Source organism: Psychrobacter cibarius (assembly GCF_016107535.1).
Taxonomy (GTDB): domain Bacteria; phylum Pseudomonadota; class Gammaproteobacteria; order Pseudomonadales; family Moraxellaceae; genus Psychrobacter; species Psychrobacter cibarius.
Genome location: NZ_JABASQ010000030.1, coordinates 14,954 through 30,004, shown reverse-complemented (window position 1 = coordinate 30,004; position 15,051 = coordinate 14,954). Strand labels below are relative to the sequence as shown.

Below are 15,051 nucleotides of genomic sequence, written 5' to 3'. Positions count from 1 at the left end.
GATTAATACGCTTAGTTTACCAAGTTTAGTTGTACGGTTTCTTCAGCATAGCTCACTTCTACCAAGATTAAAGATATAAGTGAAGTCAAAAATTATCAAATTCAAAACTATCTTATCGGCAGCTTGAAAGTCCAATGTTCATGGTCAAATGTTTTTAAGTATTTTTTGGAATCTTATGTAGATCAGGATGATCAAGGTGCTTATCGGGAGATAGATGGTTCACTTGTCAAATTCTTGGAAAGTGGACGAAGTTATTTACAAATGGTTAGTTATACAGAATCAGATATCTTAGGCATTGAAGACTGGGAAAACACTAAAGCTGAGTTTGATAAACACCTTTTTGTATGTAGTGAATTGAGTGATGAAGCATACGAAAATCTAATACGTATAACTGACAACAACTGGGATAACTCAAAATTAGAGGATCTTAATCAAGAAAAAACTAAGACTTTAATACGTCTTGGGAAGTTAAGTTTAACTTCTAAGAACTGGGAGCAAGTCAAAGAATATGCATCAAAAGAAGTTATCTTGACTTTTTTAGTTAAAAATATTGAATTTATAATGAATGATTTAGACTTTATTCAACTGCGTCCACAGGATATAGTATCTTTACTTTTTTCTGAAGATATTATCAATAATAGTAAGCGCTTCCTAGTTGAAAATATAGGCGTTGATTTGATTAGCGTTGGTGAGCATATTCGCAAGAAAATTCTAGGGATATATGGTAGTGATAGAATACCTATTACTATTTACGAGCAATTCATTGAGCATGCAGATTCAAATGAGCTTAAAAAGCTACTTCTAAATCAAATTGAAAATATGAATGACTCAGAAATTATGAGAGTGTTAAGCTTATTAGATGAGCCTTATCAAACTCTTACTCATGGTACAGACGTTGAATTTGAAGACTCTGAAGAGAATAGAGCGATCTTAAATAAATTAAATACAGCTAGAGTAGTAAGGAAATTCCCTAAGCCCAAAAGACCTAAGAGTAACCCTATCGGTAAAAAAGTGCTTTCTACGAGGTTACAATCCCATGTTCTAGGAAATTAAAACCAGTCGCCTTGTGACACGGTTTAGCCCTGACATGAGAGCCGTAAAAAAATTGCACTGCAATTTTAGGCTTGCAAGTGAAACTCTCTTAAATGAGAGTTTCTTAAGGCTATCCTGCTTAAATAGGCATGTTGCAAAGGCTAGGCTTTGGTGCAATATCGTGACCAAACAGGAATGATCCAAACCGTGGCCTCACCACGGCTAGATAAGCAGATAATAGCGGATGGCAGGATGATCGGCTTCAGCTTCATAGTAGCTCTGATAACCACGCAATCTAATACAGCACTTTAAAATACTACCAAGCAAACCAAACATACCAACCAAAAAAACCTCGCAATCGCGAGGTTTTTTGTTTTATTTAGTATGACTGACTACAACAGCATCAGTGTTGACCACGCAACTATAATTATTTAGCTTTTTGGTAGTAGTCAACCATCATCGTACCTAGCGTACCGTTGTCATCGATAGTGACGATTCTAACTGTACCTGATTGTGCTGCGGTACTCAATTGAACTTGTCCGGCCTTACCTAAGACGATTTGGTTGTTTTTGGTCGCTTTTGCCTCGTTACCGATAGCGATGCTATTCATGCCGCCAGCCATAGATTTATTGCCTAGCGCGACCGAGTTTGCACCTTGTGCGGCTGCCGCTTCACCAACTGCGGTAGAGCGTACACCACTAGCATCAGCTAGATGACCAAAGGCTTGCGCGCGTTCAGCAGTGGCTTTTGACTGCCAACCGATAGAGGTTGAGCCTAAACCTGCGGCATTGGCTTCCCCGCCAACAGCCGTTGCGGAGTTTAGACCTGCATTGGCCATATTACCGATAGCAACCGTGTCGTTAGTGCCACCAGCGATTGCAGCTTCGCCGACTGCGGTAGAGCGAACACCGCTAGCATTGGCTAGATGACCAAAGGCTTGCGCGCGTTCGGCAGTGGCTTTTGATTGCCAACCGATAGAGGTTGCGCCTAAACCTGCAGCGTTGGCTTGACCGCCGACAGCGGTTGCTGAGTTCAGACCTGCATTGGCCATATTACCGATAGCAACCGTGTCGTTAGTGCCGCTAGACATAGCACTATTGCCTAAAGTAATGGCAGTACTGTTCGTAGTGGTTTGGGTATTTGAAACTTGGGAGTCAGCACCTGTTGCCATAGCAGTGCATGCAGAAGTTGCGGCAATGGCGAGAGTAAGGGAACTGATTTTGAGTGCTAATTTTGATAGGGAATCCATTTTCATCATGCTAAATCCTTTTAGACAAGCCATCTTGGCTTAGTAGGTGGTGGGTGGGTAAAAGCTGATAGATTACAATCCTTGCAATATGAGCATACTCTGGCATAAATAACTTGATCATATGTAGAGTCCGCAACATTAATGTAACACTAATTTTTAACCATTATTCAAATAATGATAGCATTATATTTTCAAAGGTCATTTAAGCCGACGAATGAACAGTTATAATATAAAACTACCGTAAAGGAGAGCATCGGTGCTGTACAACTTTGATGAAATAATAGACAGACGTGATACGGGATCGTTTAAATGGCACTATAGCGATGACACGATTCCGCTATGGGTTGCGGATATGGACTTTAAGACCGCCCAGCCTATTTTAGCGGCGATTGAGCAAGTAACGCAGCATGGCATATTGGGTTACACCGTGCCGACCGAGCCGTTGTATCAAGCGATTATCGACTGGCATGGCAGTCGTTATGACTTGTGGCTGGAACAGCAGGATATTCTTTTCTCTCCGGGCGTGGTACCAAGTTTGGTGCTGATGATGAAAGTATTTACCGAGGCAGGGAATGCGGTACTTATCAATGACCCGATTTATACGCCTTTTATGACCAAGGTTTTAGACAATAATCGTAAGCTTGTGACTTCTGCATTAAAGGAAATAGATGGTAAATATCATCTGGATTTAACTGATATCGAAGCCAAAATTATCGAGCATAAAGTTAAGCTGTATTTGTTCTGCAATCCACATAATCCGGGCGGACGTGTATGGACAGCAGATGAGCTTGAAGCGCTGCTTTTAATTTGTAAAAAGCACGATGTGGCAATTGTGAGTGATGAGATTCATCAAGATTTGACCTTGAGTGGGCATATATTTACGCCTTTTTTAACCCTAGCAGAAGGCTATGAGCACAAAGTCGTCAGCCTAACCTCGATGACCAAAACCTTTAATATTGCTGGTATCAAAGGCTCTATGATCTTTGCTAAAGACAGCGCATTACTCAGTAAAATGAACCAGCAGCAGCGCTTGAGTGACGAGCATGAGCTAAATTTATTTGCTTATACGGCTATGCGTCGTGCTTATGAAGAAGGTGGTGAGTGGTTGGCGCAGGCGCTGACTTATATTGAAGCCAATATTGAATTAACCATTAGCTTTTTAGAAGAGCATTTACCTAAAATTAAAGTGATGCGTCCAGAAGCTTCGTATTTGATTTGGCTTGATTGCTCGGCATATGCGCAAGACGATCAAATGCTCTATGACGCGCTTAGAGAGGCCAAAGTTGAGCTTAGCGCAGGGATTAAGTACGGTGATGAAGGACATCTTAAAATGCGCCTTAATGTGGCGTGTCCTAGAGCGCTGCTGATAGAAGGGCTAAACCGTATGCATACTGCATTAAATAGCAATGATTTCAAACAGTAATATCATTTAGCAGGATACCCCGTAATATCTTGAATGCTTTGATATAAAGGCTTTAAGCGCTCATACATTTTGAGATAGACCTCATTATAAAGGCGTTTGTAGAGCTGAACATTGGCTTCAATGGGTAAGAACTCATCGCCTAAATGCACCATCTCCTTAGTTGCGGTTAAATGGTCAGGATAGACGCCAAGCCCCACTGCACAGTTGATGGCAGCGCCTAAGCCTGAAGCTTCATAAGTATGCGGTCGATAAGCGGGCATACCGAAGATATCAGCCGTCAGCTGCATGGCTGAGTCACTTTGAGAGCCGCCACCAGAAACACGCAAGTGTTTGATAGTTTTGCCTGTGCGTTTTTCAATAGTATCGAAGCCTAGTTTTAGCTCGTAAGCGAGTCCTTCTAATATAGCTCGATAAACATGCGCTCGCGTGTGTACATCACCAAATCCAATGAGCGCGCCTTTGCCTTCAAGCCCCGGATGACGAACACCGGGCGACCAGTATGGCTGCATCATTAGCCCCATACAGCCCGCTGGAATGTCTTTTACCGCTTGATCGAGGAGTTTTTCGGTATCGATGCCTTGCGTCTTTGCTAGGTGCTCTTCATATTGGGCAAATTGCTCTTTAAACCAGCTGACCATCCAAAAGCCACGATAAATCATATATTCATGGTTGTAGTAATTTGGTGCGGCGGCGGTATAAGCGGGCATGTGCTTGAGTATTTCAACATAATTTTTTGAGGTGGTATTGACGGTCGCGGTAGTGCCAAAGCTTAAGCAGGCGGTATCGGCGGCAAGTCCAGCAGAGCCCAACGCTTCACAGGCTTTATCGCTAGCAGCGGCAATCATTGGTGTGCCTGCTAAAATACCAGTGGCTTTGGCTGCTTTTGTACTAATAGAACCGAGTAGCTGCCCTGGCGGCACAATCTTAGGCATCTGCTCTAGTCTGCAACTAAACAGTCGCCATTTGAGGTTATTTGGCTTAAACCAAGCTTGGGCTTTGTAATCATATGGCAGGTAGCCTAAAGCATGACCGGCGGAGTCGATAAGCTCGCCTGTCAGCTGATAGGTGAGATAGGCGGATAAATTGACATAATGAGCGGTTTTTGCCCACATTTCTGGTTCATGATGAGCAAGCCAATTACAGCGAGCTTTTTGCTGTGCCTCTTGTACCAACTCACTCATACCGATGACTTTAGTGAGTGGATTGAGCAAGCCTATGTCATTGGTTTCGCCGCGACGCAAATCCATCCACACTATGGCAGGACGCAGTGGCTGTTTGTCTTTATCCAAACATATCATGGTATAGCGCTGGGTGGCGAGGCTGACGCCGGCAATTTGCTCGGGCGTAATATCGCAGTTTTGCCACAATTGCTGACAGGCTTCGCTTAATTTTTTCCAATAGTAGTCGGCATGCTGCTCCGCAAAATTTGGCTGCGTTGAAAAATACGGTTCGATAATGACGCGGGCTTTGGCGATCTCGCTACCGAATTGATCGAAGATAAGCGCTCTGACGCTTTGGGTGCCATTGTCGATAGCTAAGAAATAAATAGGAGCATCAAAGTGGTTGGTCATAGTCATCCTTAACTATGTAGTGATAAGCAGTAATAAAGATAGGCTTAAGCCGCAGGCAAGTGATAATAGCATTGCCATAATTGGGTATAGCGTTCAACTTCTTGCTGCCATTTTTGCTCATTCCAGCCCAGCTCTTGCTGACATATTTGTTTGAGCCTATCGCTAATCAACGGCGTCATTGCGCCATGTGGCAGTATCAATCCTAGGCGCGTACGGCGTAATAATAAATCATCTAAATGGATGACCTGCTCGAAACGTACGGCAAAGCGAATCTCTGCCCAGATGGTATTGCTGTCAGTCACATAAGCCAAGTCATCATCATGTGCTAACTCTAATAAGGCATCAAGCTGTAGACCGTAAAACCCTTGCAAGCGTTGTTGCAATAGTGGTGTTAGGGTTGAAAACTTGGGATTGGTTGGCGGTTGATTACTAAAGACTTCAGTATTTAATGAGCCAAGCTCTTTGCTATCTGCTTCATTAAATGCCAGTACTTGTTGACAAATTTTTAGCACATCAAGCGCAATTAAGCGAAAGGTGGTTAGCTTGCCACCGCTGACGGTGACCAAATTATTATCCAACCAGACGCTATGGTCGCGTTTTTCTTTACTCGGGCCGACGCGCTTACCATTACCGCTATCAGAAATCAGTGGACGTACGCCTGCCCATGAGCTGATGACATCCTTGCGGCTAATATCTACATTATCAAAGAGATTATTGGTCGCCGCCAATAGGTAATCCACCTCTTCATTAGTGATACCGACTTCGTTATCGTCTAATGGTGGATGATCCAAATCGGTTGTTCCGAGGACAGTTCGATTTTCCCATGGGAAGACAAAGACGGCTCTTTTATCGACAGGATGCAAAAAAGTATAGGCTTGATTAAGCGGTAGGCGCTCTTGACTAACCACCAAATGACTACCACGAGATGGACGAATTTGCTTGTGAAAGCTTTGCTTCGTCTGAGCGCTCGCTTGCATCCGTAAAGTATCTGCCCAAGCGCCCGTCGCGCTGACCACCACTTTGGCATAAACGTCGTAACTTTTACCGTTGTCTTCAGAAGAAGTATCTTTTAGAGTAGCACCCGTCACCAAGCCTTGCTCATTGGTAATCAACGATTCTGCTTTTAGGTAATTAATAGCCTGCGCGCCATCATTAATCGCCTCATCAAGTACCCGCATCACAAGGCGTGAGTCATCGGTCACTGCATCGCTAAATTGACTGGCACCCAAAAATTTTTCTTGCTTGATGTGCGGATTAAGCTGTAAAAAAGCGTCTTTTTTAAAGTATTTAGAGTAGCGCTTGCCCGCCAACCCATCGTAGATACGTAGCAAGGTATTGAATATCCATGGCGGTGGAAACTTGCCTTTATAATGCGGCATGACGTAATGCATCTCGTTGACAAGACCACTTGCTTCGCTTAGCATGCGCTCGCGTTCACGGACGCTCAGCAAAGTGGTTTTATAGTCACCTGAGGCAATGTAGCGCAGCCCGCCATGTACCATTTTGCTAGAGCGGCTGGACGTGCCCCAAGCAAAGTCTTTTTGCTCGATTAATAAAACTGCTAAGCCGCGCCTTGCTGCCTCGCGAGCAATCCCAGCACCAGTAATACCGCCACCGATGATGAGCATATCCCAAGGTTCCTCTTGAGACGAGCGCCGAGATAAAGGCGCTAATGCTTGCTGGCGTTGCTGATGTTGATTGGCTTGGTTCATAAACGACTCATCTCAAGTGATACTCAAATTAATCAGTGACTTAACCTGTTTAAGCCAACTAGTGACGCTAAGGCGACCGCTGCCTTTTACTCTTTAATTAAAACACCCGGATTCATACGCTGTTCAGGGTCCAAGCTTTTGAGCATATCATGGGTTACTTGAATACCGAGCTTACTTTTTTCGGCAGCAAGGTACGGGGCATGATCGCGACCAACACCATGCTGATGCGATATCGTCGCTGTGCCATTGGCCAGACTTAAACTGGCGGCATGTTTGATTTTTTGCCAGCGGCTTAAGGTACTAGCGTGGTCTTGTGCTGCTCTAAAGAAGTAGGTGGTATAAAGACTGGCACCTTGTTTATAGACATGAGAGATATGAGTAAAGACCATCACTTCTTCGCCTTCATCTGCCAAGGAAGTCTGAACGGCTTGTTGCATTTGCGCCATTTGTTCGTCGATATTATTCCAGTTGGTCGCGGTCTCAAAGGTATCAACCATGATGCCTTTTCCCCACAGTGTGCCGCGCAAATAAGGGAATTTAAAGCGTCCATGCGCCCAGACACTGCCCATGATATCGGTTAGCTTACCTGTGACACTACCGTGCTGCTTTAATAGTTTATTAAACTGAGACAGCGCCAGTTTATTCTGCGCTTTATCCCCTGATACGCCATAAGTGAGCATGACTTTTTCTGAGCTGAGTCCGCGCGCTTTTAGATAAGTGCGGATGGCCATAAACTGGCTGGGCGTCGTGCCCAAATGTAGATGCGCGTCAGTCTCGACGGCATTACTCAGACGCAACATCGATAGGCGAATATTTTTTTGCACGGCTTGTCTAAGCACTTCTTTACCCGCTTCCCAGTTAGGCAGAAATGCCACTTTAAATAGCTCTTCTTCTGGTTGCGACTGCACACGCATTTTGACTTCGGTAAAGATACCAGCGCGACCTTCCGTGCCCATCATCATCTCGCGCAGATCAGGCCCTGCTGCTGACGCTGGAATATCAGCAATATTGAGTACCCCTTGTGGGGTCACCAACGTACCACCGGCAAACATCTGCTCGATGCGCCCGTAGCCTAAAGATTGCTGACCACTAGAGCGCGCGGCAATCCAGCCACCCAGTGTCGATAGCTCCCAAGACTGAGGATAATGTCCCAAGCGGTAGCCGTGTGCGTCCAGTTGTGCTTCGACTGCTGGCCCTTGTGTGCCTGCGCCAAAGGTAGCTATTTGGCTCTCACTGTCTAAATCAATAAGCTGATCCATCTTACTCATGGCAATGGTCAATACGGGGCATGAACCTTTTTGTGGATTGATATGACCTGCGACTGAGGTGCCGCCACCGAAAGGAATGACGATAAGGTCGTGCTCGCTCGCTAGCTTTAATAAGGTTTCGACATCAGCGGTCGATTCAGGAAAAGCAACGCCATCAGGGAAGACTTCAAAGTCGCCACCATGCATGGCTATCCAGTCTGGAAAGCTTTGGCCACGGGCGTGTCTAAGTCTCACTTCGTTGTCGACAGATACAGTATCAAGCTCAGTCATAGCAACAGGCAAGCGCGATTTGGGGACGGTTTTAAGTACTTGCTGTAAGCTCACTGATGATAGTTTTTTGGTTTTACCAATATGCGATTTGATCAGTTTCGCCCCATGCGCTGAGACTTTTTTATTAATATTGATATTGCCCCAGCCATTCCAGCGCGTTTGCTCGATTGGGGTATTTATCGTATGACCCTTTGAGGTGGCGTCTATACTGATGTTATTGGTATTTTGGTTATCAGAATTGACTGAAATAGCTTTAGACGGGTCAGATTTAGGGCGTTTTCGGATAAGGGCTTTGATTTTGCTCATAGGGACATACCTGTCAATTTATTATGATTATCTGTGATTATAATAAGTAACTGTTTTCTGTACATTAGTCAACAACGATTGGTGTGCTGTTCCGACTTGCTAATTCTTTATTCCCCACCAAAACTATCAGTCTATGCGCTAAGTAGTGCCAAATAACACCAATAAACCCTAATATATAAAAATACCAATGCGGTGAGACTAAGCTTGCGAAGATTTCGGATGAAGTCCATGTGTTGCCGAATAATATGTGGTAATCATAGGCGACACCGATGCAGGCTTCTCTGTAGAATGCTATATAAAAAAGCATAATGGCTATTTTGTAATAACACTTGTTTGTAATAATGCTTGAACCAGAATTTATGCGTTGCCTATAGAAGTATTAGGTCAATTAATCACGTTTTTATTCTGTTGACTGCTCTACAGTGCCTTATCATCGCTACCTAGATGTAGAAAAATATAGAAGAAATGCATTCATTAATGAAATAAAGTAGAGGTTTATACTGATGAGCTATAGATTTATATACCAGTTAGCAGATTAGCGTATTTTTATAACCAATAGACTGCTCAAACTTGTTAAAATAGCGCACCAATTTATTTATTGATGGACACTACGTTATGACAACTGCTGCCAACGTTCCTACTATTAAAGAAGATCGCATCTTAATTCTCGATTTTGGCTCACAGTACAGCCAGCTTATCGCCCGCCGTGTCCGTGATTCAGGCGTATTCTGTGAGATGTTCCCGTTTGATATCGACACTCAGCGCATTATCGATTTTGGCGCAAAAGGCGTTATCTTATCTGGCGGTCCTGAGAGCGTCCACGCAGATGACAGCCCACGCATCAATGATGCCGTATTTGATCTAGGCGTACCAGTATTGGGTATCTGCTATGGTATGCAAGCGATGGCAGAGCGCTTCGGTGGTAAAGTCCATGCCAGTGACATCCATGAATTTGGCGCATCGATTATCAATATTGACGGCAAATCTACCCTTATAGATGGCATCGAAGACGCTGCTGGTAAGCTAAATGTGTGGATGAGTCATGGCGATAAAGTGATTGATGCGCCACAAGGCTTCGATATCGTTGCTAGTACGCCAAGCTGTCCGATTGCGATTATGGCTGATGATTCGCGCCATTATTATGGTTTGCAGTTCCATCCTGAAGTCACACATACTGCCCAAGGTTCTGCATTACTAGGACGTTTTGTCCATGAAATCTGTGGCTGCGCGGGTAGCTGGACGCCTGACAACATCATCGATATGCGTATCGAACAACTCAAAAAGCAAATCGGTGATAAGCAAGTATTGCTCGGTCTATCAGGTGGTGTGGACAGTTCGGTCGTCGCAGCATTATTGCATAAAGCGATTGGCGATCAGCTAACGTGTGTGTTTGTTGATACGGGTCTTTTGCGTCTGCACGAAGGCGACCAAGTGATGCAAATTTTTGCAGAAAACATGGGCGTAAAAGTCATCCGTGTCGATGCCGAAGAGTTATTCTTAACCGCATTGTCTGATGAGTCTGACCCTGAAGCCAAGCGTAAAATCATCGGTAAAACCTTTATCGATGTATTCGCTAATAGTGCCCGTGAAGTCAGTGAGCAAAGTGATGGTAAAGTCATCGAATTCTTAGCGCAAGGCACGATTTATCCAGACGTCATCGAATCAGCGAAGTCGCATCAAGGCAAAGCGCATGTGATTAAGAGCCATCATAATGTTGGCGGTTTGCCAGATGATTTGGCGTTTGAATTGGTTGAGCCGTTACGTGATTTGTTTAAAGATGAAGTGCGTAAACTGGGTATCACCCTTGGTCTACCTGCGAAGATGATTAACCGTCATCCGTTCCCAGGACCGGGTTTGGGCGTGCGTATCTTAGGCGAAGTTACCAAAGAATTCGCTGATATCTTGCGTGCTGCTGATGCTATCTTTATGGAAGAGCTTGAGCGTTCAGGCTGGTATGAGAAGACCGCGCAAGCGTTTGCGGTATTCCAACCAATCAAATCGGTTGGTGTGGTCGGTGATGGTCGCCGCTATGCGTGGGTGATTGCGCTACGTGCCGTTGAGACTGTGGACTTTATGACTGCGCGCTTTGCCCATCTGCCGTATGATTTGATTGAGACGGTATCGAACCGTATCATGAACGAAATCGCTGAAGTATCACGTGTGACTTATGATGTGTCGAGCAAGCCACCTGCGACGATTGAGTGGGAATAAACCGTTTAAGTATTCTAAACGGTAACGGTGTTAACCTAGCTAGATGTACAAACACGTACTATCTGCGCTCGGTTGCCTTGTTACCATTTTAGACTGCGTAAACTTATCTAAATAGCTTTTCAACTCATCTTTTATGAATTGATATACGACTAATCGATAATTAGATTAGTTCAATATAGCGATAAAAAAGCACTCAACTTGGTTGGGTGTTTTTTTTGGTTAAAACAAACAGGCAACTAAGAATCCTCTAATTTTTCATTGAACATTTGTCTTTATTATCTATAATATAGTCAACTTTAATTGGTTATTATTTATTAAAGTCGAGATAAGCCTATTAATCGCTCAGTATTTAGTAAAATTAAGGGATAAGATGCTTTGTAATAATTGTAATCAAGAAAACGCAAGTGGGGCAGTTGTTTGTTCAAACTGTGAACAACCTCTCGCTAACGTCCAAGCACAAACACCGCCACCATTAACGCCAGTTAATATCTCTAAAGATGCGCAAATCCCGCAAAACCATTCAGCTTCCAGCGCTGAAAATGCCGATACTTTATTGGCAGCCTTCGTTGGTAAAAAGTATGATGATTTCTACCGTAATAAATGGTTTAAGGACAGCGAGCCACGCTTAGAGGTTAATAATGATGGCTCTAGTATACACAGTTTTAATTTGGCTGGACTTCTCCTGGGAACGTCTTGGTTGTGCTATCGTAAAATGTATCTAGTCGCTTTTTTTATTGTACTTGGCATTAATGCAGTTGATTTAGTCTTAATGCATCTGCTCGGTATGGAGGTGTATAGCTCTATAGGCCAAACCAGCTTTTTTGTCGCATGGGCAGTACTGACAGGACTTTTAGGTAATTATTTTTACTTTAGTCACAGCGTCAAAAATATAAAAAAAGTCATGAGTAATACAGCTGACCCAGCGACGGTCGAACAGGAGTTAGCGGCAAAGGGTGGTACGTCATGGGTTGGCGCCATTGTGGGTAGCATATTATCAGTATTGCTATCTATGGGTATGTCCTATTTGTTTGCGCCTGATTGGTTTTGGTTGGTGTAGTACCTCTAATAAATAAGGTTAATCTAGAGAGGCAAGAGTGATGGAACCATTAAAACAAGCATATGATTTGGAACTCACGAATAAAGATCATGGGCAAGGTTGGGCTTTTGGTCGCCCAGTCGGCATCACCACGGCTCAATGGCCGCGAAGCAGGATTAACGGTCTACCGATGACGCACTTATGGACGATATTAGTGCCTGAAGCGTATTGCGTAAAAGGGAAAGATCTCGTGGCAATATCGCTTTTTCAAGCGGATGATCATGTTGAAGATAGGGTAGACGGTGTTGAAGATATGATTGCTAACCTCACTGAGGTGAATCATACAGACGCTGAGAATTTTTGGGCGTCACTGAGTCGCTATGCTAACCATCGTCACCCTCAAGAAATCTATCTTGAAGATATTATTGGTGGTGGCTGGGCATTGATTTGGCTAACGGAAGCAGAGTTTTCTGGTCAGTCCACGCCGCTGCCTAGTAAAGAAGATGGTATATATCCAGACTATGAAATTGAAGCGTGGAGTAGCACCTGCTTTGTTAAAGATGAACCTGCTCAGTTTATTAAGCACGTTGTCCGAATAGATGATCCTAACGTTGGCAAGATGCTCGATGAGTGGGCAGATGAAGATGATGTGAACGCTTATATTCCGATGTTCTCTGAAAAAGGTGAGATGTTAAAGCTTGATAGGTTTCATGCAAAAAGTCATTTTGGTGGTACGGCCAATCCCATTCAAGCGATACCAGAATTTAGCCCTTTTTATATTGAGTTTGAAGAAACGCTTGGCGATGCCAATATGGGTGGTGGTAATGGACAAATTGATTTGCTGAATAATCAGTTTGACTGGGCGTGTGGTTAGTTGTTTTTTATGGGTGTAGTGGGTAGTAAATTTACGTCGCCAAAATTATTGGTTATTAGAAGCTTGTTTAACTATAGTGAACTTACTCACAGAGCAGTGAGTAGTAAGCCTAAATTTTCTAATAAACTTTTTAAAGGAATTCTATATGAGCGCGAAGAAAACTACTGTAGCAGACAACAATTCTAACATGAGAAACCCGAATAAAGGAATGAGTGGTACTAATAAAGCTTATGACCAAGCCCAAGGAAACCGAGGTAAGAAAATGAATCCTAATCAAAAAAATAAAGGCTAGATTTAATGCTTTATAGGAAATAGTTGAGTCTTCTATGACTAGAAGACTTAACTATTTATTTTTGGGATAATATATTAACTGAGGAATTATTATGTCTGATTTAGCACAATTTCCGTCACAAGGTGATTTACTTAAATTTATTTATAATGCTACAGGCATTATCCCATCTAAGAAACAGTTCATCATCGATATTGATATGGACGATAAAAGTTTACATAAAAGTCTTAATAGACTAGCTAAGGAAGAAGGTGATTTCTTAAAGAACTCTGAACAACATATTAGCGAGTTTAGGTCAGCAATACATAGTTTGTTTACGAATGCCATGTATAGCGATACATTGTATGATCCACTTGTAGAGTTATTCCAAATATATACTCAAACTATATTAACTAACCACACCTATTTAGGAAAAAAAGAGTCGTTATTTTTCCTAATAAATAATGTTTTTCTACAAAGAGCTACAATCTCAATATTCAAGTATGAACACTACTATAGTGCATTTTTAGATGCTTCTATTTCACCTAATAAGATATTTTGGTACTTGGAATATAAGAATGAAACGCCTTTGGCTTCTGTTATTAATTGGATATATAACTGTGAGAACAAAATCCAAAAAGATTTTCACAATACTTTTTTTGAGAAATGTGGTGGAAATATTGATCAAATCGATAAGGATTTAGTTAATGTAAATAATTGGGTGTCTGGTAGTGTTAAGCTGCCAACGTTTTCAAGTATTCTGGATGTGTTTGATAGAGCGTTCAAATTTCATAACATTGATGATGATAGAAGGCAAAAGTATATATTCTTTCTATTAATAGCTAGATTTGCCTCTTACTGTCTGAAAAGCTTATATGAAAACTATAAAGAAGAAGATGCTTCTGATATTTTAAAAAAATTAAGAGATTATTTAACTCTGATAAACAAAGACTATAACCAAGTGTGCGCAGTTATTGAAGCTAAGAGAGACTCTAGATTAACAGGTATAGAAAAAGATATAGGTGAGAGTTGGGCAAAAATACAAACTACAGATTTGTTTCTTGATAAATCCGAAGAAGCTCAAAGAAACATTGCTCATACCCTTAGTAAGATTCAGCAAAAATATAGTGAAGAGTCTTTGAAAAATAGTCATATGTATACCAAGTCTCTTGAAGAGATTTATCAAGAAGAACTTGAAAGATGGTATACCAATAGTACTGCACCAGATAAGTTCATTATTAGGTTTTTTCAAGATACTTTAACTCCTTTTAATGATGAAATTTATAAGAAAAATATTGAGAACTGCATATATAGCTATGATGTAATGAAAGAAAAATATGATTATCAAAAGTGGTTAAATGAGTATTATGAAGTTGGGAACAATAAAGTCTACCCTTGGTTAGTACATTGGGTTGATGGTATGAGATTTTTCTACCAAAGAGATTTTGATGCGTCTATCAGAGAAATGCAACAAGCATTTAATACTATTAGATATTCAGCAGGCAGTAGTCAAGTTAAATTTATAGAAGATTATATGCTAGTAGCGTTAGCACAGCCTAGTAAGAACGGTAATGTACAAGGTTGGAAGGATTTTAAAATAGCATTCAAATGGGGCGTGTTTATGAATCATTTTGACGCTTTTCCTGAATTTTATTCTGATAAAAGTAATAAAGAACTAAAAAATATGTTTGAGGAAAATAAGAAAGCCTTTATATCTTTTCCTTCAAATAGCATGGATACTGGACTTTTAGCAAAACTACTCTTTCATTGGAAATATGATACATAATCAAAAAAGTCTTTTAGAAAAAAAGGCAGCACCTCAAAAGAGATG

At 42.1% G+C, this 15,051-nt stretch carries 11 protein-coding genes; 7 read left to right on the top strand and 4 right to left on the bottom strand.

The window, feature by feature from the left end; translation table 11 throughout:
- The first annotated feature begins 165 nt into the window (after nucleotides 1-165).
- On the top strand, nucleotides 166-1,053 hold the full coding sequence (locus tag JFC08_RS12535; protein WP_198330947.1) for a hypothetical protein: 888 nt from the start codon (nucleotides 166-168) through the stop codon (nucleotides 1,051-1,053).
- 406 nt (nucleotides 1,054-1,459) lie between these two features.
- Here JFC08_RS12535 and JFC08_RS12530 read toward each other — a convergent pair whose 3' ends face one another.
- The gene (locus JFC08_RS12530; RefSeq protein WP_227697775.1) at nucleotides 1,460-2,287 is read right to left on the bottom strand and encodes a hypothetical protein; all 828 of its coding nucleotides are present in this window, start codon (nucleotides 2,285-2,287) and stop codon (nucleotides 1,460-1,462) included.
- Between the two features lie 250 nt (nucleotides 2,288-2,537).
- Here JFC08_RS12530 and JFC08_RS12525 point away from each other — a divergent pair, with 250 nt between their 5' ends.
- Nucleotides 2,538-3,704, top strand: coding sequence for a MalY/PatB family protein (locus tag JFC08_RS12525; protein WP_198330945.1), 1,167 nt, complete (start codon nucleotides 2,538-2,540; stop codon nucleotides 3,702-3,704).
- Nucleotides 3,705-3,706: 2 nt separating this feature from the next.
- Here JFC08_RS12525 and JFC08_RS12520 read toward each other — a convergent pair whose 3' ends face one another.
- From JFC08_RS12520 to JFC08_RS12510, 3 genes are all read right to left on the bottom strand, one after another.
- Nucleotides 3,707-5,275 carry an FGGY-family carbohydrate kinase gene (locus tag JFC08_RS12520; RefSeq protein ID WP_198330944.1) on the bottom strand — a complete coding sequence of 523 codons (1,569 nt, stop codon included), beginning with the start codon at nucleotides 5,273-5,275 and terminating at the stop codon, nucleotides 3,707-3,709.
- Between the two features lie 44 nt (nucleotides 5,276-5,319).
- A complete protein-coding gene (locus JFC08_RS12515) occupies nucleotides 5,320-6,987 on the bottom strand; it encodes a glycerol-3-phosphate dehydrogenase/oxidase (protein ID WP_198330943.1) in 1,668 nt (555 codons plus the stop codon).
- 86 nt (nucleotides 6,988-7,073) lie between these two features.
- Nucleotides 7,074-8,831, bottom strand: a complete 1,758-nt coding sequence (locus tag JFC08_RS12510) for an FAD-binding oxidoreductase (protein ID WP_198330942.1) — start codon at nucleotides 8,829-8,831, stop codon at nucleotides 7,074-7,076.
- 615 nt (nucleotides 8,832-9,446) lie between these two features.
- On the opposite strand from JFC08_RS12510, the gene guaA reads away from it, so the two are divergent.
- The 5 genes from guaA (at nucleotide 9,447) to JFC08_RS12485 (ending at nucleotide 15,006) form a co-directional block, all read left to right on the top strand.
- Nucleotides 9,447-11,042 (top strand): glutamine-hydrolyzing GMP synthase, encoded by a 1,596-nt coding sequence (gene guaA, locus JFC08_RS12505; protein ID WP_198330941.1) that lies wholly within the window; start codon nucleotides 9,447-9,449, stop codon nucleotides 11,040-11,042.
- 370 nt (nucleotides 11,043-11,412) lie between these two features.
- Nucleotides 11,413-12,099: a DUF2628 domain-containing protein gene (locus JFC08_RS12500; protein ID WP_198330940.1), complete on the top strand. Its 687-nt coding sequence runs from the start codon at nucleotides 11,413-11,415 to the stop codon at nucleotides 12,097-12,099.
- A 40-nt stretch (nucleotides 12,100-12,139) separates the two neighbouring features.
- Nucleotides 12,140-12,952, top strand: coding sequence for a hypothetical protein (locus JFC08_RS13830; RefSeq protein WP_227697774.1), 813 nt, complete (start codon nucleotides 12,140-12,142; stop codon nucleotides 12,950-12,952).
- 145 nt (nucleotides 12,953-13,097) lie between these two features.
- On the top strand, nucleotides 13,098-13,244 hold the full coding sequence (locus JFC08_RS12490; RefSeq protein ID WP_198330939.1) for a hypothetical protein: 147 nt from the start codon (nucleotides 13,098-13,100) through the stop codon (nucleotides 13,242-13,244).
- A gap of 91 nt (nucleotides 13,245-13,335) precedes the next feature.
- Entirely contained in the window at nucleotides 13,336-15,006 is a 1,671-nt protein-coding gene (locus tag JFC08_RS12485; protein WP_198330938.1) for a hypothetical protein, read from the top strand.
- The last annotated feature ends 45 nt before the right edge of the window (nucleotides 15,007-15,051 follow it).

Excerpts from the sequence above, each read along its gene's own strand:
- JFC08_RS12530 (WP_227697775.1), bottom strand. The coding sequence starts at position 2,287 with ATGAAAATGGATTCCCTATCAAAATTAGCACTCAAAATCAGTTCCCTT.
- JFC08_RS12500 (WP_198330940.1), top strand. The coding sequence starts at position 11,413 with ATGCTTTGTAATAATTGTAATCAAGAAAACGCAAGTGGGGCAGTTGTT.
- JFC08_RS12520 (WP_198330944.1), bottom strand. The coding sequence starts at position 5,275 with ATGACCAACCACTTTGATGCTCCTATTTATTTCTTAGCTATCGACAAT.
- guaA (WP_198330941.1), top strand. The coding sequence starts at position 9,447 with ATGACAACTGCTGCCAACGTTCCTACTATTAAAGAAGATCGCATCTTA.
- JFC08_RS12485 (WP_198330938.1), top strand. The coding sequence starts at position 13,336 with ATGTCTGATTTAGCACAATTTCCGTCACAAGGTGATTTACTTAAATTT.
- JFC08_RS13830 (WP_227697774.1), top strand. The coding sequence starts at position 12,140 with ATGGAACCATTAAAACAAGCATATGATTTGGAACTCACGAATAAAGAT.
- JFC08_RS12510 (WP_198330942.1), bottom strand. The coding sequence starts at position 8,831 with ATGAGCAAAATCAAAGCCCTTATCCGAAAACGCCCTAAATCTGACCCG.
- JFC08_RS12515 (WP_198330943.1), bottom strand. The coding sequence starts at position 6,987 with ATGAACCAAGCCAATCAACATCAGCAACGCCAGCAAGCATTAGCGCCT.
- JFC08_RS12490 (WP_198330939.1), top strand. The coding sequence starts at position 13,098 with ATGAGCGCGAAGAAAACTACTGTAGCAGACAACAATTCTAACATGAGA.